The organism is Sorangium sp. So ce590 (genome assembly GCF_051521365.1).
Lineage (GTDB): Bacteria > Myxococcota_A > Polyangia > Polyangiales > Polyangiaceae > Sorangium.
Window position 1 is genome coordinate 10,800,440 of sequence record NZ_CP150346.1, and the last position, 20,869, is coordinate 10,821,308.

General features: G+C 72.2%; 15 protein-coding genes. 8 read left to right on the top strand and 7 right to left on the bottom strand.

Going from position 1 to position 20,869, the window contains the following annotated elements; genetic code table 11:
• Nucleotides 1–189: 189 nt before the first annotated feature.
• Complete coding sequence (locus WMF28_RS41005) at nt 190–639, top strand: CBS domain-containing protein (RefSeq protein ID WP_437599164.1); 450 nt, start codon at nt 190–192, stop codon at nt 637–639.
• A 96-nt stretch (nt 640–735) separates the two neighbouring features.
• On the opposite strand, the gene feoB is transcribed toward WMF28_RS41005, so the two are convergent.
• Both feoB and WMF28_RS41015 read right to left on the bottom strand, forming a co-directional pair.
• On the bottom strand, nt 736–2,691 hold the full coding sequence (gene feoB, locus WMF28_RS41010) for a ferrous iron transporter B (RefSeq protein WP_437599165.1): 1,956 nt from the start codon (nt 2,689–2,691) through the stop codon (nt 736–738).
• Complete coding sequence (locus WMF28_RS41015; RefSeq protein ID WP_437599166.1) at nt 2,688–3,029, bottom strand: FeoA family protein; 342 nt, start codon at nt 3,027–3,029, stop codon at nt 2,688–2,690. Before WMF28_RS41015 ends, feoB begins: the two co-directional genes overlap by 4 nt.
• Nucleotides 3,030–3,651: 622 nt before the next feature.
• Here WMF28_RS41015 and WMF28_RS41020 point away from each other — a divergent pair.
• Complete coding sequence (locus tag WMF28_RS41020; protein ID WP_437599167.1) at nt 3,652–6,132, top strand: ricin-type beta-trefoil lectin domain protein; 2,481 nt, start codon at nt 3,652–3,654, stop codon at nt 6,130–6,132.
• 216 nt (nt 6,133–6,348) lie between these two features.
• Here WMF28_RS41020 and WMF28_RS41025 read toward each other — a convergent pair whose 3' ends face one another.
• Nucleotides 6,349–6,744, bottom strand: coding sequence for a four-helix bundle copper-binding protein (locus WMF28_RS41025; RefSeq protein WP_437599169.1), 396 nt, complete (start codon nt 6,742–6,744; stop codon nt 6,349–6,351).
• A 506-nt stretch (nt 6,745–7,250) separates the two neighbouring features.
• Here WMF28_RS41025 and WMF28_RS41030 point away from each other — a divergent pair.
• From WMF28_RS41030 to WMF28_RS41045, 4 genes are all read left to right on the top strand, one after another.
• A complete protein-coding gene (locus WMF28_RS41030) occupies nt 7,251–8,324 on the top strand; it encodes an acyltransferase family protein (protein WP_437599170.1) in 1,074 nt (357 codons plus the stop codon).
• A 39-nt stretch (nt 8,325–8,363) separates the two neighbouring features.
• Complete coding sequence (locus WMF28_RS41035; protein ID WP_437599172.1) at nt 8,364–9,779, top strand: sugar porter family MFS transporter; 1,416 nt, start codon at nt 8,364–8,366, stop codon at nt 9,777–9,779.
• Between the two features lie 151 nt (nt 9,780–9,930).
• Entirely contained in the window at nt 9,931–11,454 is a 1,524-nt protein-coding gene (locus WMF28_RS41040) for a serine/threonine-protein kinase (protein WP_437599173.1), read from the top strand.
• Between the two features lie 71 nt (nt 11,455–11,525).
• Nucleotides 11,526–12,815 (top strand): Hsp70 family protein, encoded by a 1,290-nt coding sequence (locus WMF28_RS41045; protein WP_437599174.1) that lies wholly within the window; start codon nt 11,526–11,528, stop codon nt 12,813–12,815.
• Here WMF28_RS41045 and WMF28_RS41050 read toward each other — a convergent pair.
• Together WMF28_RS41050 and WMF28_RS41055 are read right to left on the bottom strand one after the other, a co-directional pair.
• Nucleotides 12,725–13,762 carry an alpha/beta hydrolase gene (locus tag WMF28_RS41050; protein WP_437599175.1) on the bottom strand — a complete coding sequence of 346 codons (1,038 nt, stop codon included), beginning with the start codon at nt 13,760–13,762 and terminating at the stop codon, nt 12,725–12,727. The genes WMF28_RS41045 and WMF28_RS41050 overlap by 91 nt on opposite strands.
• A gap of 196 nt (nt 13,763–13,958) precedes the next feature.
• Nucleotides 13,959–15,233, bottom strand: coding sequence for a metallophosphoesterase (locus WMF28_RS41055; RefSeq protein WP_437599176.1), 1,275 nt, complete (start codon nt 15,231–15,233; stop codon nt 13,959–13,961).
• Between the two features lie 842 nt (nt 15,234–16,075).
• Between WMF28_RS41055 and WMF28_RS41060 the strand changes: the two genes are divergently transcribed.
• Together WMF28_RS41060 and WMF28_RS41065 are read left to right on the top strand one after the other, a co-directional pair.
• Nucleotides 16,076–17,476 (top strand): glycoside hydrolase family 6 protein, encoded by a 1,401-nt coding sequence (locus WMF28_RS41060; protein ID WP_437599177.1) that lies wholly within the window; start codon nt 16,076–16,078, stop codon nt 17,474–17,476.
• 305 nt (nt 17,477–17,781) lie between these two features.
• The gene (locus WMF28_RS41065; protein ID WP_437599178.1) at nt 17,782–18,726 is read left to right on the top strand and encodes a LysR family transcriptional regulator; all 945 of its coding nucleotides are present in this window, start codon (nt 17,782–17,784) and stop codon (nt 18,724–18,726) included.
• A gap of 37 nt (nt 18,727–18,763) precedes the next feature.
• Here WMF28_RS41065 and WMF28_RS41070 read toward each other — a convergent pair whose 3' ends face one another.
• Together WMF28_RS41070 and WMF28_RS41075 are read right to left on the bottom strand one after the other, a co-directional pair.
• On the bottom strand, nt 18,764–19,843 hold the full coding sequence (locus tag WMF28_RS41070) for a hypothetical protein (protein WP_437599179.1): 1,080 nt from the start codon (nt 19,841–19,843) through the stop codon (nt 18,764–18,766).
• A gap of 61 nt (nt 19,844–19,904) precedes the next feature.
• Nucleotides 19,905–20,570 (bottom strand): DsbA family protein, encoded by a 666-nt coding sequence (locus tag WMF28_RS41075; protein ID WP_437599180.1) that lies wholly within the window; start codon nt 20,568–20,570, stop codon nt 19,905–19,907.
• Nucleotides 20,571–20,869 lie beyond the last annotated feature (299 nt).

Here is a 20,869-nt window from a genome sequence, read left to right on the forward strand (position 1 = left end):
ACACCCCTCAGGGATCAGGCCAGCTGCGCTCGCGCGCGTCGCGTATCCGCACCTCGAGCGAGACGGAGCCTGCGGACCCGCGCTCGCGAGCGCGCAGCGGGCCTCGGCGCGGAGGGGACGTCGGGAGGCGGGCGGCGCGTCTCATCGAGGGCTCCACTGGTCCGCGAGTTGCATTAGGCGCGGAGCGAGATGTCGTTGCTCACGATACCCAGGATCAGCGCCGCCGAGCTCATGACCGAGAACCCCCGGACCGTGCGGGTCGACGACCCCATCGCCGAGGCGGTGGACGTGCTCCAGACGACGGACTTCCGCCACCTGCCGGTCCTCGACGAGCAGGGGGAGCTGGTCGGGATGCTCAGCGATCGCGATCTGCGAGGGCTCCAGTTGCCCTACTCGGCGAACGCCGCCGTGGTTGACGCAGGGCAACAGAAGACCGGCGTGCCGGTGTCCACGATGCCGGTATCCACGATCATGAGCGGCAATGTCGTGAGCGTCGGTCCCGACGCGGACATGACCGAGCTCATGGAGCTCATGCTCGAGCACAAGATCGGCGCGCTCCCGGTCGTCGACGCAGAAGGCGCGCTGCTCGGCATCGTCAGCTATGTGGACATCTTTCGCAGGATCCTCGGGGAGGCGTGACTCGCCGCCCCCTTCGCGCACGACGCGCACGACGCGCACAGCAGCCTCGCTCGACGGCCGTCACGTACGGCGGCCGCGGCGGTGTCAGGTGCCCGCTCACGGGAGCCCGAGCAGCCCGCTCCCCTGGTAGACGACGAACGCCGCGACGTACGCCGCCGCGTAGCTGTAGGCGAGGACGAACGCCGGCCAGCGCCATGTCTTCGTCTCGCGGCGGATCGCCGCCACGGTGCTCATGCACTGGCAGGCCAGGACGAAGAACGCGAGCAGCGCGAGCCCCGTGCGGCTCGAGTACGCGTGCGTCCCGTCCGGGCGCCTCGCCTCGCGGATCCGCTCGGCGAGCGGCGCGGGCTCGTCGTCGGCGCCCTCGACGCCGAAGATGACGCCCATCGTGCCGACCATGACCTCGCGCGCGCCGAACGAGCCGATGAGGCCGACGTTGATGCGCCAGTCGAAGCCGAGCGGCGCGGTCACCGGCTCGAGCGCGCGCCCCACGCTGCCGGCGATGCTCGACTCGAGCGAAGCAGCCTCCGCGAGCTCGGCCGCGGCGGTCGGCGGCTCCGGCGCCGCGGCGCCCGGCATGGGGATCTTCAGCAGCACCCACAGCACGGCCGAGACGGCCAGGATCACGGTCCCGACCTCGCGCGTGAACCGCCACGCCGCCTGGGCCCCCTTGCGGACCACGAACCGCGGCTCGGGGCTGCGGTAGGCCGGCATCTCGAGCACCATGGGGAGCGAACGTCCGCGGGTCGCCGTGCGCCGCAGCAGGAGCGAGGCGACGAGCCCGGAGAGGATGCCGGCGACGTACAGCGCGACGAAGAGCAGCGCCTGCACCCACGCGCCGTGGGCGGCGAAGAAGGTCGTCAGGAGGAGCCCGTAGGTCGGGATCCGCGCGGAGCAGGCCATGAGCGGCAGGACGAGGATCGCCGTGAGCCGCTCGCGCGGATCGCGGAGGATGCGCGTCGCGTGCACGGCGGGCACCGCGCACGCATGCCCCATCAGGAGCGGGACGAACGCCCGGCCGCTCAGCCCCATCAGCTGGAGGAGGCGGTCGACGAGGAAGGCGCCGCGCGCGAGGTAGCCGCTCGCCTCGAGCAGCTCCATGGCGACCGTGAGGATCACGATCTGCGGCATGAAGGCGAGCACCGTCCCCGCGCCGCCGAGCAGGCCGTCGACGACGAACGAGGCGGCGAGCCCCCCGCCGAGGGCGCGGGACACGAGGCCGCCGAGCTGTCCGATCGCGGCGTCGAGCGCCTCGGTGACCGGGGTGGCGACGAGGAACACGGCGGCGAAGAGGAGCGCCATGAGCCCGAGGAACAGGACCGGACCGGCCGCCGGGTGGAGCAGCACGGCGTCCGCGCGCGCGGTGAACGTCCTCCGTCGCTCCGCGGCGGCGTCGTGGCGCGTCGCCTCGAGGGTCGCGTCGCGCGCGATGGCGTCCGGGTCCCACGTCGCAGCGCCGGGGGCCTGCGCGGCGCCCGCGGCGATCGCGTCGAGCCGCGCGGCGATCGCGTCGAGCACGGCGCCGCGCGCGGCCGGGTCTCTCGCGCTCACGAGCAGCACGGGCAGGCCGATGGCGCGCTCGAGGGCGCCGAGGTCGAGCCGGCGCCCCTCGCCCTCCAGCACGTCGCGCTGGGTGGCGACGACGAGCGGCGCGAGCCCGCGCCGCACGAGCTCGCGGGTGAGCCGCAGGCCGAGCGCGAGCTGCGTCGCGTCCAGCACCTGGACGACGAGGCGCGGCCGCCCGCCCTCGCCCGTGCGGTCGAGGAAGCGGCGCGCGACGCCCTCGTCCGTCGCGGGGTCGACGACGGACTCGATCGAGTAAAGCCCGGGGAGATCCGCGATCGTCACGGCCGTCCCGCCGGCGAGGCGGACGTCGGCGGTGAGGATGTCGACCGTGATGCCGGGGAAGTTGCCGACGTGCGCGCTGCTGCCGGTCAGCCGGTTGAAGAGCGACGACTTGCCCGAGTTCGGCCGCCCCAGGAGCGCGACGAGCGGGCGTTCTGCCGCCGCCGGGGGGCGCTCCGTGCGGGCATCGGCGAGCGCGGCGGTCATGTGATCCGCCTGGGTGCGGCGAGGGGCGCGACGAGGATCGAGCGCGCGAGCCCCGCGTTGATGGCGAGCTCGCCGCCGGAGCCGGTGCGCACATGGAGCGGGCCGCCGAACGCCGCGCGCCGGATCACCGTGAGCGTCTGGCCGGAGCCGAGCCCCATCGCGCCGAGCCAGCCGGCGAGATCCGCCTCGAGGCCGACCTCGATCACGACCACCCGCTGGCCGGTGCTCGCTTTCGCGAGCGGGCTCGCAGCCACGGCGGCGCGCGCATCGTGCGCCGCCGTGGCCATGTCGGCAACGCCGTCGGCAACGCCGACCGAACCCAGGTTGGGGATGTCCAAGTTCACACCGAGGTGGGGAGAGCCGCCGGAGACCACGTGTCTTCGAGTATATTGAAAATCAATTTCATCATCCAGAGAATTGTGAACGGAGTTGACCGGGGTGTCGAGGCGTCTCTCGACCGGACTCGGCGTGTGGTGCCCGGGGGCGTGGCCATCGGCGCCGCCCCCCCGGGGCCGGCTGGGCGACGCCGCCCTCGTGTCCGGCGTGTCCGGCGGCGTCGGGCGGCACGGGATCGCGGTGCGGATCCCCGTGGAGCCTGCGGTCCTGAGCGCGCGAAGCATTCGGGGCGCGGAGAGAGCCCGGCCTTCTGCGCCGTGTCGGCTGCGAACGACGCGGCGCAGCAAGCGGGCACCCATGCCGAGGCCTGCCGGTCCGTCCTGGCTTCGGGTCCTCGGTTGCCGCCTTCTCCCGGCTCGGATGGCTGCTGGAGCTCGGGTCCCGTTTTCGACGCGGCCGGTCCACCGGCCGGCCACTGGCCGGCTCGGCCACGCCCTCTCGCCGCCGCTCTCCGCAGGATACCGACGGATCCCCGCCAGTTCCACGCCCATCGCCCGGGCACGCATCCTGCTCTCGCGCGCGGCTCGCCTCGCGACCCGCGCGGCTCGAAGGCAGGAGTGTCAAGTGTCCAGTTCAAAACAGCCCAAGTCTCCCTCTCGCTGGCAGCGCGCCGCAGCGCGCAGCCTTCTCCTCATCGGATTGCTCGGACCGGGCGGGCTCGCCGCCGGGTGCTACGCCTCCGATGACGCCGCGCCCGGCGACGAATCCGGGGAGGCCGCCGGGGCGCTCACGCTGCCCGCAGGGAGCCAGTTTCACGACCTCTACATGGTCGCCCACGAGGACGACGACCTGCTGTTCATGAGCCCGGACGTGCGTGAGAGCATTCGCGCCGGGCACACCGTGCGCACGGTCTATCTCACGGCCGGCGACGCCGGCGACACGAGCGCCTACTGGAAGGACGGGCGCGAGGCGGGCATCCGCGCGGCGTATGCGCTCATGGCCGGCGTGGCCAACCGCTGGACCGCCAGCGTCGATACGGTGAATGGAAAGCCCACCTACCGCTTCACGCTCGACGGCAACGGCCGCGTCTCGGTCGTCTTCCTGCGCTTGCCCGACGGCGGCGGCGGCGACGGCTTCGCCTCCCCCTCGGGCGACACCGACTGTAACCGCCCGGGTTACAAGAGCCTGCGCAACCTGTGGAACGATACAACGGGCGCCTCCACGGTCCCGGTGCTCGGCACGTGGGGCAGCTGCGCCGGCACCACCTACACGAAGAGCGAGCTCGGCGCGGTCCTGCGCTCGCTCGTGCAGGGCTTCGCCCCGACGCGCATGCACATCCAGGACCTGAGCGACCTCTACGGCGGCGACCACTCCGACCACGTCCACGCGGCGAAGTTCGCGTTCAATGCGCACCACGCCTACGCGCCGGAGCACCAGCTCGTCGTGCACCGCGACTACAACATCGCGAACGAGGAGGAGAACCTCTCGGCGCAGCAAAAGGCGGACAAGACCGACGTCTTCTGCACCTACGCGGCGCATGACACGCATATCGGCGACTGCTCGACCTACGGCGACGGCGCGCACGGCTCATGGCTGGGCAGCCAGTACCAGAGCGCCCAGATCACGGTTGCCGACGGGTGGCTCGCCGGCCTGTCGGACAAGTGCCTCGACCTCCCGGGCGGCAAGACGACGAACGGCACCACGCTCCAGATCCGGGACTGCGCCGGCGTGCCCAACCAGAGATGGACGCTCAAGGGCGGCAAGATCCAGCTCACCGGCACGGACAAGTGCGTCGATCTCCGCGGCGCGGACACAACGAACGGCACGCCCGTCCAGATCTGGGACTGCGTCGACGTGCCCAACCAGAAATGGACCCTCACGAGCGACGGCATGCTGCGCGGGCTGGACGGCAAATGCCTCGACGTGAGGGGCGCCAATCCGGCCAACGGTACGGTCGTCCAGGTCTGGGATTGCGTCGCGCAGCCGGCGAGCGGCGGCGGTCTGGAGGTCGTCCCGCAGCAGAGCTGGACCCCGCGCTTCGGTGCGGTGACCGGCTGGACGAGCGGGGGCCTGCTCAGCGACGGCGACGCGTCCGGGCTCTACGGGGCCTTCTCGTACTACTATGGCTCGGTCCGCCTCGGCGACGTGAACGGCGATCACCTGGCGGACGTCTGCGGCCGCCGCCCCGACGGCGTTTACTGCGCCCTGAACCAGGGCGGCGCCGGCTTCGGCGCCCCCGCGCTCTACACAGCCGAGTTCAGCGACGCGCGCGGCTGGGCCACCGAGATGCACGGCATGACGCTCATGCTCGGGGACGTGGATCACGACGGCCGCGCCGACGTCTGCGGGCGCGGCGGCGCCGGCATCCTCTGCGCGACAGCGAACGCGACCGGCACCGCCTTCGTGCCCGACTTCCGCGCCTGGACCCCGTCGTTCTCGAACGCGACCGAGTTCGCGGCCGGCGCGCAGTACTATGGCTCGCTGCGCCTCGTGGACGTGGACGGCGACGGCTACGCCGACGTCTGCGGCCGCGGCGCCGGCGGCATCCAGTGCGCGATCAACGACCAGCGCCGCGCCTTCCGGCCCGCCGCCACGTGGCTCGGCACCGAGTACCTCGACGCGCTCGGCTGGAGCGTGGAGCGGCACGGCATGACCCTCGCGTTCGGTGACATCAACGGCGACGGTCGCGCCGACGTGTGCGGCCGCGGCGCCGCCAAGATCATCTGCGCCACCGGCAAGGCCGGCGGCGGCGGCTTCGAGGACCCGCGCAGGTGGTCGCTGCGGAGCGATTTCGCCGACACCGGGACCCCGACCGGCTGGGACGCGTCGCGCGCCTATTACGGATCCATCCGCCTCGGCGACATCAATGGAGACGGCTACGCCGACGTGTGCGGTCGCAGCCCCACAGGCCTTGTCTGCGGCCTGTCGAGCGGCAGCGGCTTCGACCGCGTGCGCCCGGTCCTGCCGCAGGACTACACGAACGCCGCGGGCTGGGGCCTCGACCGCCACGGGATGACGCTGGAGCTCGCCGACCTCGACGGCGACGGCGCGCTCGACGTGTGCGGCCGCGGCGCCGCCGCCATCCTCTGCGCCCACGCCCGGTAGCGCTCCCGGACCTCCACGCCGCCCGGATCGCGCGGGCAGGGGACGTCCTTTGCCCATCTCCACGGGCGGCACGCCCACGGCAGGGCGCGGGGCCAGCGCCGCGCCCCGGCGTGCTCGTCGCGCGCGCGCAGGGACGCCACGGAGATCTCGGCGGCAGCGAGGACGCCGTTCCGGCACCTTGCTCGAAGCGAGCGCCCCCGTGACGTCACGGCCGCCTCAGGGCACGCCGTGGTCTCCCGCGCCGGCCGCCCCGCCTGGCCGCATCTGCGCGACCTGCTGACATGCGGCGGCGCAGCGGCGGCACTCGTCGGCGCAGGCCTTCATCTGCGCGTCGCCCGCGAACCTGTCGCAGCTCTGGGCGCAGAGCTCGCAGATGCTCGCGCACGCGGCCGTGACCTGGTTGTGCTGCGGCGAGCCGCGCAGCAGCATCGTCCCGGCCGTCTCGCAGATCTCGGCGCAGTCCTGCATGAGCCGCATGTGAAAAGGCTCCACGTGGGATCCTCCCACCTGGAGGCAGTGCTGGAGCGTCTGGACGCAGATCGACTGGCAGCTCTGGGCCTCGCTGGCCGTGTCCTGGAAAGCCTTGCTCAGGGTGATCCCCTTGTGCGCCATGTGTTCCTCCCTTGATTCAGCGGTGCTTCTCGATCTCTCGTGAGCTCATCTCCTGCGCGCGCACGACATGAGCTCGACGGGCAGGGCGCCAGGCTCCCCGAGTCTTCCCGGTCCGTCACGTCGGACTGCACCGTATACCCGGCTCAGATGGAAGCTGAACGATCTCCGACGTCGTGGATGCGTTCATGCCATATCGCCCGCCGATGCGTCCAGGTTGCTCGCAGAGCACCTCGAGCGAGATCGGGTGACCACCGGTCGAGAGTCGACGACGAATGATGCTACTGGCCGTGACCTCATCGACCAGGTTTGCCTGTTGGAGTGACCAGGCTCACCTTGGTCACGTCTTTACTCCTCGGACGTCTGTCCGACGTGGGTTCGAGCTCGTCGCCGGAGGCTCGCGTTTCTTGCTATGATGGGCATTACGCCCGATTTCGTGCATGATGACGCGGTCGTGTCGTCGGGTGGGTGTCGACGAGGTCGTTCCGGACATGAAGGCTCCCCTCTCCATGCAAGCCGCAGGTGAACCGCCCGCGATCGAGCCGAGCGCGCAGATCCCGAAGCCGCGGGTGGAGTGGGTCGATTACGCGAAGGGCATCTGCATCTTCTTCGTCGTGATGCTGCACGCGAATGACGTCGCGCAGGAGCAGATGCACGAGATCGGCTGGCTCGAGGAGGTCGTCAAGTTCGCCCAGCCGTTCCGCATGCCCGACTTCTTCTTGATCGCCGGCCTTTTCCTGGCGAGCGCGCTGCGCCGGCCGTGGCGGCGCTACCTCGACACAAAGGTCGTGCACTTCCTCTACTTCTATCTGCTGTGGATGACGCTGCGCTTCGTGGTCGTGGACCTCGATCACCTGGTCCGCGCGGACGACGCCACCGCGCGCGGGGTCGTGCTGGCCTACTTCCGGCGCTGGATCGATCCGATCGGCACGCTGTGGTTCATCCACATGCTGCCGATCTTCTTCGTCGTGACCCGCCTGACGCGATCGGTCCCGCCGTGGGGGATGTGGCTCGGCGCCGTGGCGCTCCACAGCGCGCAGATCGAGACCGAGTGGACCGTGATCAACCAGTTCGCGTCACGGTACGTGTACTTCTACTCGGGGTACGTGCTCGCGCCGCACGTGTTCCGGATCGCCGCGTGGGCGCATGCGCGCGCGGGCGCGGCGTTGGGCTACCTGGTGTGCTGGGGCGTCATCAACGGTCTCATGGTCGCTGCGGCCTGGGCGGAGCTGCCGATCGTGAGCCTCGCGCTCGGCTACGCGGGGGCGCTCGGGGTGATCCTCTCCGCGGTGATGCTGTCGAAGCTGTCGTGGACCGGGCCGCTGCGGTACCTCGGCCAAAACTCGATCGTCGTGTACCTGGGTGACTTCTGGGTCTGCCGGATCGTGGTCCGGGCGCTGGCCCCGATGATCGGCGATGTCGGAGCGCTCGCGCTGGCCTCGACGGTGCTCACCACGATCGGGACGGTCATCCTGTGGCGCGTGACGCTGCGCACCCCGGGGCGCTTCATGTACGTGCGGCCCCGCTGGCATCCCGCTGCTTTTGGCGCCCAGTCTCATGGGCGCCTGCGGCGCTCGAGCTGACGAGGGGCCGGGCGGCACGCTTCGTGGTTCACCGGGCTCATGGGAGAGCCAGCGGGGCAGCAGGGGGACGGACGCGGTGAAAAGCACCCATCCACGATACGGGTCGCCCTTATCGCGTCCGTCGCCGCGCTGGGCGGCTTCCTGTTCGGGTTCGACACCGCCGTGATCAACGGTGCCGTCGGCGCGCTGGAGAGGATGTTCAGCGCGCACACGGTCGCGGTCGGCCTGTCCGTGTCCTCGGCGCTGCTCGGCGCGGCCGTCGGCGCGGTGGTCGCGGGCAGGCTGGCCGATCGCTACGGCCGGACACGGACCATGCTGGTGAACTCGCTTGTCTTCGTCGTCAGCGCGGCGGGCTCGGGGGCGGCGCTCTCGCCCTGGGACTTCAGCGCGTGGAGGGTGCTCGGGGGCGTGGCCATCGGCGCGGCCAGCGTCGTCGCTCCGGCGTACATCGCCGAGATCGCGCCGGCTCACCTGCGCGGCCGCCTCGGATCGCTCCAGCAGCTCGCGATCGTGCTCGGCATCTTCGTCGCCCTGCTCGGCGATTACGCCATCGCGACGTCCGCGGGCTCGGCGGCGAACCCGTTCTGGCTCGGGGCCAGCGCCTGGCGATGGATGTTCTGGAGCGCCATCCCACCGGCGCTCCTTTATGGGATCGGCGCGCTGCTGATCCCCGAGTCCCCGCGTTATCTCGTGGCGAGGGGCCGTGTGACCGAGGCGCTCGTCGTGCTTCGTGGCCTCCTCGGCGCGGCCGCCCAGGCGAAGCTCCTCGAGATCCAGAGGACGCTCTCGTCCGAGCACCGGCCCAGGCTCGCGGACCTGCGGGGGCGCTCAGGGCTGCTCCGCATCGTCTGGATCGGCATCGGCCTGTCGGCGTTCCAGCAGCTCGTGGGCATCAACGTCATCTTCTATTACTCGAGCGTCCTCTGGCAGGCGGTCGGGTTCTCCGAGCGAAGCGCCCTCGCGATCACGGTCATCACCGGCGTCACGAACATCGTGACCACCCTCCTCGCCATCGCGACCGTCGACCGCGTCGGGCGCAGGCCGCTGCTCATCGCGGGCTCGATCGGCATGGCGCTGACGCTCGGCACCCTGGCGGCCGTGTTCGCCGCCGCGGGCGAGGACGCCGCGGGCAACCCCGTGCTGAGGGGCGCTGCCGGCCCCATCGCGCTCCTCGCGGCCAATCTCTACGTCTTCTGCTTCGGTGCGTCCTGGGGTCCGGTGACGTGGGTGCTGCTCGGGGAGATGTTCGAGAACCGCATCCGCGCCCTCGCCCTCTCGATCGCGGCGGCCGCGCAATGGCTGGCGAACTTCCTCGTGACCGCCACGTTCCCCGTGCTCAAGGTGGCCGGCCTGGGCATCGCCTACGGGCTCTATACGGCCGCGGCGGCGGCCTCGCTCGTGTTCGTCATCGCCTTCATCCCCGAGACGAAGGGCAAGGAGCTCGAGGAGATGTGATCGCCGGCGCCAGGGCCGGCGCGGCCGAGATCCGTCGCGCCGGGAACCCGCTTCTCGTCTAGACTGCCGGTCGATGGTCGAGCTAGCCAGGCACGTCGACCCGGACCAGGCGCGGCAGGCACCCCCGGAGAGACCTACCCGACGCTGCCCCGTGTGCGCCGTCCGGTACCCGCTCGACTTCCTCGTCTGCCCCATCGACGCGACCGCGCTGGAGCTCCAGGGCGTGACCGCGACCGACCCGATGGTCGGCGAGCTGCTCGCCGGGAGCTTCTGCATCACCGGCGTGATCGGCGCGGGCGGCATGGGCCGCGTCTACGTCGCCGAGCACATCCGCCTGCCGAAGCGCTTCGCCGTCAAGGTGCCGCACGAGCACTTCGCCAGCCACCGGGAGGCGATGGCCCGCTTCGAGCGCGAGGCGCAGACGATCGCGCGCGTCGGCAACGAGCACGTGATCGAGGTGGTGGACATCGTGCGCCTCAAGGACGGGCGCCCGTGCATGGTGACCGAGCTGCTCAACGGCGAGGATCTCGGCGGCCTCCTCGACCAGGTCGGCAAGCTGCCGCTCCCGACCGCCATCACCATCTCGCGCCAGGTCTGCCGGGGCCTCGCCGCAGCCCACGCGACCGGCGTCGTCCACCGCGACCTCAAGCCGTCGAACCTGTTCCTCGTCCGGCGCGAGGGGGGCAGCATCCACGTGAAGATCCTCGACTTCGGGGTCGCCAAGGTGCTCGACGGCGCCGATCTCACCCGCACGGGCTCGGTGGTCGGCACGCCGCAGTACATGGCGCCGGAGCAGGCGCGAGGCTCGGCCGAGGTCGACTCCCGCGCCGACATCTACGCGGTCGGCGCCGTGCTGTACCGCATGCTCACGGGCGAGCGCCCCTTCCCCGAGGAGGAGCCGGCCCGGACGATGATCCGCCTGCTCACCGAGGATCCGCGGCGCCCGCGCGACATCGACAAGACCATCCCGGAGGGGATCGAGGCGCTGATCCAGCGCGCCATGGCCCGGACGCGCGAGGACCGGCCGCCCTCCGCGCAGGAGCTCGACCGCCTGCTCGCCGACTTCGACATGCAGGACCCGTTCGGGCCCGCGCGCGCGCTCGGCACCACGGCCATGACCGACGGCGCGCCGAACGACGAGAGCGCCACGGTCGTCATCCCCAACGCCCAGGGCAGCCAGAGCGCGGACGGCGTGACGCGCAGGGCGCGGCGCGCGCGGCCGGTCGCGCTGCTGCTGTCCATCGCGGTGAGCCTCGCCGCGGGCGCGGCGGTCTTCACGAGCGCCGCGATGGCCCTCCGCAGGGTCTACGGCGTCACCGAGCGGCGGGCGCTCAGCGAGACGGAGATGCTCATCGCCGCGGGCGTCGCGGGGGCGCTCTCGTTCTTCGCGTTCACCGCGACGATCCGGGTCCTCATCGGGCGCTGGCGGAGCGCGCCGGCCATGGAGCGCCTCGGCAAGGGCCTCGTGGCCGCGCTCGCGTGGCTGTTCCTCTCGTGCGGCGTCCTCGCGCTCGGCGTCGCCGCCTACAACGCATTCGCGCTGCCGATCCCGGCCCTGGGGCTCGCCCCGACCGACTGGCTCGGCTGGCTCGACATCGGCGCGATCGCCCTGCCGGCCCTGATCGCGCTCGTCGCGCTCGTCGTGGCGCTGCGGCGCGTGACCCGCGTGTCCTAGCGAGCTTGTCAACCGGGGTTGGATCGGCGAGATCCCCGTGCCCGCCAGGCACCCCACGAGGAGGCGAGATCATGTCCGCACGATTCAGGCCCGAGGTGTACGCCGTCGATTTCGGGACCTCCAACTCGCTGCTCTCGGCGGCCAGCGCGGAGGCGACCTGCCCGCCCATCCCGCTCGACGGCGCGGCGGCCGACCCCACCGTCCTCCGGAGCCTGCTGTTCTTCGGGCAGCAGCAATTCTCCTGCGGCGCGGCGGCGATCGGCGACTTCGTCGCGAACGGCATGCAAGGCCGCTTCATCCGCTCGATCAAGAAGTACCTCCCCGACCGGAGCTTCTCCGGCACGCAGATCGGGCACCGGCTCGTGACCATCGAGGACCTGATCGGCCGCTTCCTGCGGGAGATGCGCGAGCGGGCGAACCGCCACTTCGACGCGGACGTCGCGCGCGTCGTGCTGGGCAGGCCGGCGAAGTTCTCGACCGACCCGGCGGAGGACCGCCTCGCCGAGGAGCGGCTCGAGCGGGCGGCGCGCATCGCCGGCTTTCGCGACGTCTTCTTCTGCCCCGAGCCGGTCGCCGCGGCGCACGACTTCCACCTGGAGCTCGACCGCGGGGCCGTCGTCCTCGTCGCCGATTTCGGCGGAGGGACGTCCGATTACACGATCGTGCGGATGCGGCCGGAGGGGTTCGCGCCGTCCGACGTGCTCTCGCTCGGCGGCGTCTCCGTCGCGGGGGACGCGCTCGACGGCAGCGTCATGCGCCACAAGATCGCCCGCCACTTCGGCGCGGAGGTCACCTACCGCGTCCCGCTCGGCTCGAACCAGCTGACCATGCCCCGGCCCATCGTCGAGAAGCTCTGTTCCCCGGCCGACATGACGGTGCTCCAGCACCGCGATGTCCTCACCTTCCTCCGCGACGTGAAGGCGTGGTCCCTCGGGTCCGAGGATCGGCAGCGCATGGATAACCTGCTCTGCCTCGTGGAAGACTCGCTCGCTTTCCGGCTCTTCGAGGAGATCGAGCGCAGCAAGTGCGCGCTGTCCGGCGAGGCGGTCACGGAGTTCCGCTTCGATTATCCGTCAATGCACATCCGCGAGCGCATCGCGCGGGAGGAGTTCGACGCCGGGAGCGAGCGGCAGATCGACGCGATCCTCCGCGCGCTCGACCAGACGGTGCAGGACGCCGGCGTGTCGTTCGATGGGATCGACGTCGTGTGCTGCACGGGCGGGACCGCCAGGGTGCCAGCCCTCCGGCGCGGCATCGAGCGGCGGTTCGGTCAGGGCAAGGTGCGGCAGCTGCGCAGCTTCCACTCGGTCGTGCAGGGGCTCGCCGAGCGCGCGCGCAGCATCGCCGCCGCGTCCGCCTGAGCGGCCGCGCCCTCGCCCGGCGAGGGCGCGGCCGCGCCGGGCGAGGGCGCGGCGCCGCCGAGCCAGCGGGGATCGCCCTCGACGACCCACGGGTATGCCTCGTGGAGCGCGCGCTCCATCAGGCCGCCGTAGCTGTGGCCGGCGCCCTCGGCGTGCAGGACGCGCGTGGTCACGCCGCCGCGCTCGAGCATCGCCTGCGTCTTGCGCGCCTGCGCCGCGCAGTCGGCCCCCCCGCACGCGAGCAGCACCCGCGCGCCGCCGCCGCCGCGAAAGCGCCGGGCGGTGCCCAGCGTCCATTCGCCGAAGCCGCCGTATCCGCCCTCGATCAGCGCCGCCCGGGCGAAGCGCGCGGGGTGCCCGGGCAAGAGCAGCGCGCCCATGATCGCGCCCTGCGAGTACCCGGCATAGACCGGGTCGCGGAGATCCACCCGATCCCCGAAGCGCGTCGACAGCGCCGAGACGGCCGCGGCGACCTCGCGGCTCAGCGCGTGGTGGTCCGGGTAGTAGAAGATCCGCCCGCCGTCCGGCGCCCGGGCGTCGATGGGCTTGCCGCGCGGGCAGAGCACGAACCCGGCCCCTCGCACCATCGGGCGCCAGAGCTCGCAGTGCCACTCGGGCCGATCGCCCGCGCCGTGCGCGACCACGAGCACGGGCCGCGGCCCCTCGCCGCGCGGCGTCACGACCACCGCAGATCCGAAGCCGGGGACCTCGATCTCGAGGAGCGCAGGCGCCTCCGCAGGCGGCGGAGGCTCCGGCGCCGGCTCGACGTCGTCTCCCGGGCCGCCCTCCGGCGGGGCGATGGGCGCATCGCTCCGGCCGACAGGGGCGGCGAGCGGCGGGCGCGCGCACCCCTCGGCGAAGGTCGTGAGCAGGAGGCCCAGCAAGAGCGCCCCTCGCGGGCCGCAGGTCGGCAGCGGTCGTCGGATCGTCGCGCTCGTCGCGCTCATCGCGCGTCAGAGCCTGAACACCCTCGACACGAGAATCAAGAACCGGAGGACACGCCCTGTCCCGAAAATCATCGAGGACCTTCGGGAGCTCGCGATCGCCGCCGGAGCTCACCGCCGCTCTCGAGCCCGTGCTCGCATCGGCTCGACGCGCGCCAGGCGGGCTCAGCGACGGCGGCCCCGGGCATCGCGTCAGGTGTCAGGCGGCGACGAGAACGATGCGGCTCACCTCGGGGGGCGCCCCGATGCGCGCGGGCGGCCCGGCGGTGCCGAAGCCGCGGTTGATGTAGAGGTGCGCGCTGCCGCGCTGGTAGAGCCCGGCCACATAGCCGTGGGGGAGCACCAGGTCGGCGGGCCGGACGAGCGGGTTCACCTGGCCGCCGTGGGTATGGCCGCTGAGCTGCAAGGCCACCTCGCCGGACGCGTCCGGGAAGAACACCGGGTTGTGGCAGAGCAGCACGCGCGGCAGGTCGCGGGGGACGTCCGCGAGCGCGCGGCCGAGGTCGGGGCCGCCGCCGGGCACGCGCCCTCGCGCCCACACGTCGTCGACGCCGAGCAGCGCGAAGGCGCCGCCGACCCCTCCCACGACGCTCCCCCGGTTGCTCAGCACGCGGGCGCCGCCGCGCTCCAGCGCGTCGAGCGCCGCGTCGATGCCGGCGAAATGGTCATGGTTGCCCGGGATCGCCGCGACCCCCTCCCGGGCGAGCGGGCCCAGTCGCCGAGTGAGCCGCCCGAGGTGCTCCGCATACGTCGGATTGAAATCGATGAGATCGCCCGTCATCACCACGAGATCGCCGCGCGCCTTGCGCACGAGATCCTCGGCGGCGCGCATCTCCGGCTCACCCACGAACAGCCCGAGATGGATGTCGGACAGCTGCACGATCGTGAAGCCGTCCAGGCTGCGCGGCAGGCCCGGTATCGGGATGGCGACCTCTTCAATGACGTAGTCGTGTCGCCCGACCAGGGCGCCATACACCGCGCTGCCGCCGCCGATGAGGAAGGCGGAGCCGACGGCCCCGTTCGCGAGAAATGCGCGGCGGGGGAGCGCCGGCGGCGCGAGCTGCGGCGAGAGCGGCGCGCCCGCGTCGCCGCCGTCCTCGTGCGCCCCTCGCTCGCCAGGGCGGTGCGCCTCGTCCGCGGGGCGCGCGTCGGCTCGGGCGCGCCCGAGCGCCGCGCGCCCGAGCCGCGCGATCAGGTGCCCGAGGTCCACGACGGCGAGCAGGACCGCGGAGAGCAGGACGCCGAGCGAGAGGATGCTGCTCACGAGCACCACCCCGCGGAGCACGCCCTCGGGCAGCACGCCCCGCCAGAGCCGCGCGGAGATCATCGCGAGCATGCCGGTGGCGAGCAGGCAGGCCAGCACGCGCCGGCCGCGCAGGCCCAGGCCGAGCAGGCCGGAGGCGCGCCGGTGCACGTACAGGCCAAGGGCCCCGAGGACGACGAGGAGGATCAGCGAGACGACGACGAAGCGCATGGCGGGCTCTGCGGGGCAGGGGGGGATCGAAGCCTAACCGATCGGTGGCGACCAGCCAGAAGCCGCTCGGTGACGGCCAGGCGACGGGCGCGCCTGCGGACAGCGTCCCTCGACACGCGCTCCGCTCGACGCGGCCGGCCGGCGAGCCCACTCGCCGTCACGTCATGAGCGCCGGCCGCATCAAGGCCCTCGCGCGGGCCGCGGACGAGCGCCGCTCTCCCCCCGATCACGGCACGACGCGCCCCCGGCGCGGTGCGTCTCAAAGTGCCACCCTGCGTCACTGCACGTCCGACTCGCCGCGCAACCCGAGCGCACTGCCGCTCAGAGCGGTGAGCTCACCGTGACTCGCCGCGCAACCCGAGCACACTGCCGTTCAGAGAGGGTGAGCTCACCGTCGGTGACGTACCTGGAAATCAACTCGAAACAGTTCTCGTTGTCTGCCATGTCACTTTGACAGCCAGGCCGCGCCGACCCGTCGAGTGGATTGCGCGATGCGTTGGGGCCGGGGGCCATCCTCTCCCAGCGTGGTTTCCCCGTGCGAAACAGCCTTACGGGCCGTTGTTGGACGCGCCATCCGACGCGCTCGCGACGCGCTCGCGACGCGCGTCAAAACGTCGCAAATCGAGAGGCGGCGGACATTTCTATTCGCTGTGAAAAAATAACCGCACGGCAGATTACGATGGAGCCACGCTGGCATGGCATAGCCGTCGTTTGTCCTTGCCCCTGCGAAACCCTTGGTCTAGGCTCGGCACGCTATTTTTGATACGTTGGATTTGCCTGGTTTCTTCAGTGACGTAGGTGAAAGGCTTAATATGCTGAGAAGGAATTCGCATCAGCTCGGGTTGGCAAAGTGGGTTGCGGTCCTCCTCACGACCGCCTCTTTTGCGGCGTGCTCGGGCGACGGGGGCGACGGGAGCAGCAACGGAGACGGCGGCGCGGGCGCGGGCACCCCGACGGGCAGCGGCGCGGGCGCGGGCACCCCGACGGGCGCTGGCGCGGGCACCCCGACGGGCAGCGGCGCTGGCGCGGGCACCCCGACGGGCAGCGGCGCTGGCGCGGGCACCCCGACGGGCAGCGGCGCTGGCGCCGGCACCCCCACGAGCTCGACGGCGGCGGGCGGCAGCAACTGCTCCGGACCGATCGACATCTCGCCGGTGGCCGGCAACCCGTTCGCCGGTGGGCGGCTGTTCGTGGATCCGGAGTACGTCGCGAAGGTCCAGACGTCGATCGACATGACGACGGACGCGGCCCTCGTCGCGAAGATGAAGAAGGTCCAGGAGATCCCGACCGCGTTCTGGCTCGACAGGATCGCGGCGGTCGACCGCCTCGAGGGGCACCTCGACGCCGCGCTCGCGCTCCAGAACCAGCTCTGCGAGCCGGTCGTTCCGGTCATCGTCGTGTACGACCTGCCGAACCGCGACTGCTTCGCCGAGGCGTCGAACGGCGAGCTCAAGCTCAATGAAAACGGCACCGAGCGGTACCAGAACGAGTTCATCAAGCCGATCAAGGCGATCCTCGCCGCTCGCCCGAACCAGCGCATCATCGCGATCATCGAGCCCGACTCGCTCCCCAACATCGCGACGAACCTGGGCGGGAAGCGATGCGATGACGCCACGGCGGCGTCCTACGAGTCGAACGTCGCGCACGCGCTCAAGGAGCTCAACATGCCGCACGTGTACCAGTACATCGACGCGGCGCACTCGGGCTGGCTCGGCTGGGAGGACAACCAGAAGAAGGGCGCCGAGATCTTCGCCAGGGTCATCAAGGCCGCCGGAAGCCCGTCCGGCGTCCGCGGCTTCGCGACCAACGTCGCGAACTACACGCAGCTCAGCTATAGCTCGGAGAGCTACGATCAGCAGGACAACCCCTGCTTCGGCGAGTACGACTATGTCGATGCCATGGCCTCGGCGCTGGCGGCTGAAGGCCTCGCGGACAAGCACTTCATCATCGACACGAGCCGCAACGGCGTCGGCAACATCCGGGATGACTGGGGCCTCTGGTGCAACAACAAGGGCGCCGGCATGGGCCAGCGGCCCAAGGCGAACCCGGGCGGCGCGACGCGCCTCGATGCCTTCTACTGGGTCAAGCCGCCGGGTGACTCCGACGGTGTTGGCCAGGAGGGCCAGCCGCGCTACGACCTGTTCTGCGGCAAGGCCAACGCAGACACGCGCGCGCCGCAGGCGGGGTACTGGTTCCACGAGTACTTCGTGGAGTGCGTGAAGAACGCCAATCCGCCGCTCTGATCGGCGTCCGCGCCGGGCTCTGGTCCCGTGACCGACGTCGCGAGCGGCCAGAGCCTGCGGTGACGAGCGCGCTCGGCTGAGCGCGCGACGGCGGCCGGGGCAGGCGAGGAGCGTAGAAAAAGGGGTCTACCCGCCCGCGGGCCGCGCGGCCGGCTGGAGGGTAGACCCCTTGGGAAAACGCTCCTCGCCTGTCCCGGCCGCCGCGCTTTTTTTGTCGAGCTCACCAGCGCAGGAGGCCCGCCGCCCGCGGGCTGACGAACGACCGCCGCGCCGGGGCGCGGCGAGCCGTGGCAGGGTGACGCGCGATGCACGACTCCATCACGCTCGACCAGCTGCGCACGTTCATCGCGGTCGCCGACGAGGGCAGCTTCTCGGCCGCGGCCAGGAAGCTCCACCGCGTCCAGTCGGCCGTGAGCCACGCGATGGCCAACCTGGAGAGCCAGCTCGGGGTCGTCCTCTGGGACCGATCGACGAGGATCCCGGCGCTCACGGAGCAGGGCCGCGTCCTGCTCGGCGCCGCCCGGCGGGTGTGCGCCGACGCGGACGCGCTCAGCAGCGCCGCGCAGCGGCTCGCCGGCGGCCTCGACCCGCTCGTCTCGCTCTGCGTCGACGCTGTCTTTCCGCTCTCCGCGCTCGTCGATCTCTGCGTCGAGTTCGCGCGCGTCTACCCCACCGTGGAGCTCGTCGTGCACACCGAGACGATGGCCGCCGTCGCCGAGCGGGTGCTCGACGGGACATGCCAGCTCGGGGTCGTGGGGCCGGCGGCGGCGGCCCAGGGTCTCGAGCGCCGTCACCTCACGTCCGTGCGCATGGTGCCAGTCGCCGGCAAGACGCACCCGCTCGCCGCCGCGCAGCAGCACGCCGGGCGCGTCGCGACCGAGCAGCTGCGCGAGCACGTGCAGATCGTGCTGAGCGAGCGCGGCGGGGCGCGCTCGCCGGAGCAGGCCGTGCTGTCCCCCCGCACCTGGCGTGTCGTCGATCTCCAGACCAAGCGAGAGCTCCTGTGCGCAGGGCTCGGCTGGGGAAACCTGCCAGAGCACATGATCCGCGACGATCTCGGGGCCGGCCGTCTGGTCCGCGTCCGGCCGGAGGCGTGGGGGGATGACGAGCACCTCCTGTCGCTCGCCGTGGTCCACCGGCCGGGGCTCGTGCTGGGCCCCGCGGGGCAGTGGGTGCTGAAGCGCCTCGTCGAGCTCTGCCGCGAGCACGTGGGGGGCCCGCGCGCGGGGGGCCCGGAAGCGCCGCGTTGACCGCGGCCACGGCGGCCGTCCGCGGGGAGCGCGGGCGTCAGCGCGACAGCCGCGAGACCAGCTCGTTCACGCGGATCGCGGCCGCGACGCTCCCTGTGTCATGGGCGTAGTCCATGGCCGCGAACAGGTGGGTCTGCTCGAGGTCGAGCCGCTCCGGGGAGCGCTCGAGGAGCGCCACGTAGTGCTCGAAGAAGCGGCCCTGATCGAACCGCGTGCGCTTCATGAGGGCGTGGCGCACGGTCGCGTGCAGCGCGAAGCGGCCCGCGAGCGGCTCCTGCACCAGCCGGAAGCGGCGGAGCGACGCGAGGGCGTCGCCGGCGCTCCGCCCCGCCCGCGCGAGCTGCGCGAGGGAGCCCTCGTCGATGTGGTCGCCGTTCGAGTGCGCCAGCACCGCGAGCATCCGCCGCGCCGGCGGCGAGAGCCCGCGGAAGACCCAGGCGACGAGCAGGCCGACCTCGGGGAGGTCGTCCTCGTGATCGATGACCTGCACGCGGTCGACGCCGCCCGACACGAGCCAGCGGTGGAGCTCGGCGACGTCGGCCGCGCCGCCCTCGACGATGGCGTCGGCGAGCTCCAGGGAGACCGGGTTCCAGCGGAGCAGGCGGGTCAGCGAGGCGACCGCGGGGAAGGGGCTCTGCCCCGAGGTCACGAGGGGCGCGATGACCGGGAAGATGGAGACGCCGGCCACGAGGCAGCGCCGCGCCGTGATGACCCACGTCACCGCCTCGTCGCGGAGGCCGTCGAGCAGCTCGGCGACGGCGCGGTCGTGCTCGTGGTTGTCGAGCACGATGAGCATCTCGCCGAGCGCCCGCAGGCGGCGCCGCAGCGCCGGCAGCGAGGGCGACGGCCCGGCCCCGAAGCGGAGCGACAGCATCCCGAGCAGGGTGCGCGCGTCCCAGGCGCCGACCCGGAACCAGTGGATCCCGCCGGGGAGCTCGGCCGCGAGCTTGTGCCCGAGCGCGCACGCGAGCGTCGACTTGCCGCTGCCGCCCGTGCCGACGAGCGCGATGCGCGTCGGGCGCGCCGCGCGGAGGGTCGCCATGAGCGTCGCGAGCTCGCGGCGCCGGCCGTGCAGGGAGGAGGGGCGGGGAGGGAACACGAGCGGCGAGGCGGTCATCCCCGCGCGAGCGTACCAAAAACCGCGCGGGGAGCCGGCCCTTGTCGCGGCCGCCGCGCGTTCACCCGCGCGGGCGCGCCGCGCGCAGGAGCCGCTCGATCGCGCGGGAGATCGGCTCCGGCGACATCGAGGAGAGGTGGAGGCGGCGGAGCCCCTCTCCCTCGCGGCTCAGGAACAGCGCCGGCACGCCGTGGACCTGGAGGCGTGCGGCCTCGGCCCGCGCGGCCTCCAGCTGCCGCACGACCTCCCCGCTGTCGCGCTGCGCCATCGCCCGCGCCGCGTCCACGCCCGGCAGCTCGGCGGCGATGCGCAGCAGGAGCTCGTCCGTGACCGGCGGGCGCTCGCGCGCCTGGATCCGGAAGAAGTGGTCGACGAACTCCCAGAGCCGGCCCTGCATGCCGACCGCCGCGGCCATGCGCGCGGCCTGCACGGAGCCCGGCCCGAGGAACGTGAGGTTCCGGAACACGAGCTTCACCTGCCTCGTGCGCACGTGGCGGTCGAGGATCACGGGCAGGACCTCGAGCGCGTAATCCCGGCAATGCGAGCAGCGGAGATCCGAGAACTCGACAAGCGTGATCGGCGCGCCCGGATCCCCGAGGACGACGCCGTCCTGGGGAATGCCGGAATAGAGGTCGAGGCCCGTACTGATGGCGCCGGTGGCCTCTTGTTCCGGCTCTTCTCCGGCGCCGTGGCAGGCCGAGATCCCGAGCAGGATCGCGGCGATCAAGGCGCCGCGCCGCGCCGCGGAGCCAGGGTGTGAGTTGCGTGGATGAGCGAGTGCGTGTCGTTCGAACGTCTGGAGCTTCATTCGAGGACACACGGCACGAACCGTACCTCCGCGCGGCGCTGCGCCGGGAATCCTTTCACGCGCATCCCGGTAAAGCGTGCTGGGGGAGGAGCTCCGGGCGAGGAAGGACTCCTCTCCAGCGCGCCGCGCGTCGCCCGCCGCGGCGGCGCTCCTCCCGGGGCCGCCGCCGCGGCCCTCGCGCGCCTCGGCGTCGGGGCTCTTGCCTGCACCCCGTCCTA

Bases quoted from the DNA above. Each gene is read 5' to 3' on its own strand.
- WMF28_RS41005 (WP_437599164.1), top strand. From the start codon at position 190: ATGTCGTTGCTCACGATACCCAGGATCAGCGCCGCCGAGCTCATGACC.
- feoB (WP_437599165.1), bottom strand. From the start codon at position 2,691: ATGACCGCCGCGCTCGCCGATGCCCGCACGGAGCGCCCCCCGGCGGCG.
- WMF28_RS41025 (WP_437599169.1), bottom strand. From the start codon at position 6,744: ATGGCGCACAAGGGGATCACCCTGAGCAAGGCTTTCCAGGACACGGCC.
- WMF28_RS41030 (WP_437599170.1), top strand. From the start codon at position 7,251: ATGCAAGCCGCAGGTGAACCGCCCGCGATCGAGCCGAGCGCGCAGATC.
- WMF28_RS41035 (WP_437599172.1), top strand. From the start codon at position 8,364: ATGGGAGAGCCAGCGGGGCAGCAGGGGGACGGACGCGGTGAAAAGCAC.
- WMF28_RS41045 (WP_437599174.1), top strand. From the start codon at position 11,526: ATGTCCGCACGATTCAGGCCCGAGGTGTACGCCGTCGATTTCGGGACC.
- WMF28_RS41050 (WP_437599175.1), bottom strand. From the start codon at position 13,762: ATGAGCGCGACGAGCGCGACGATCCGACGACCGCTGCCGACCTGCGGC.
- WMF28_RS41055 (WP_437599176.1), bottom strand. From the start codon at position 15,233: ATGCGCTTCGTCGTCGTCTCGCTGATCCTCCTCGTCGTCCTCGGGGCC.
- WMF28_RS41065 (WP_437599178.1), top strand. From the start codon at position 17,782: ATGCACGACTCCATCACGCTCGACCAGCTGCGCACGTTCATCGCGGTC.
- WMF28_RS41070 (WP_437599179.1), bottom strand. From the start codon at position 19,843: ATGACCGCCTCGCCGCTCGTGTTCCCTCCCCGCCCCTCCTCCCTGCAC.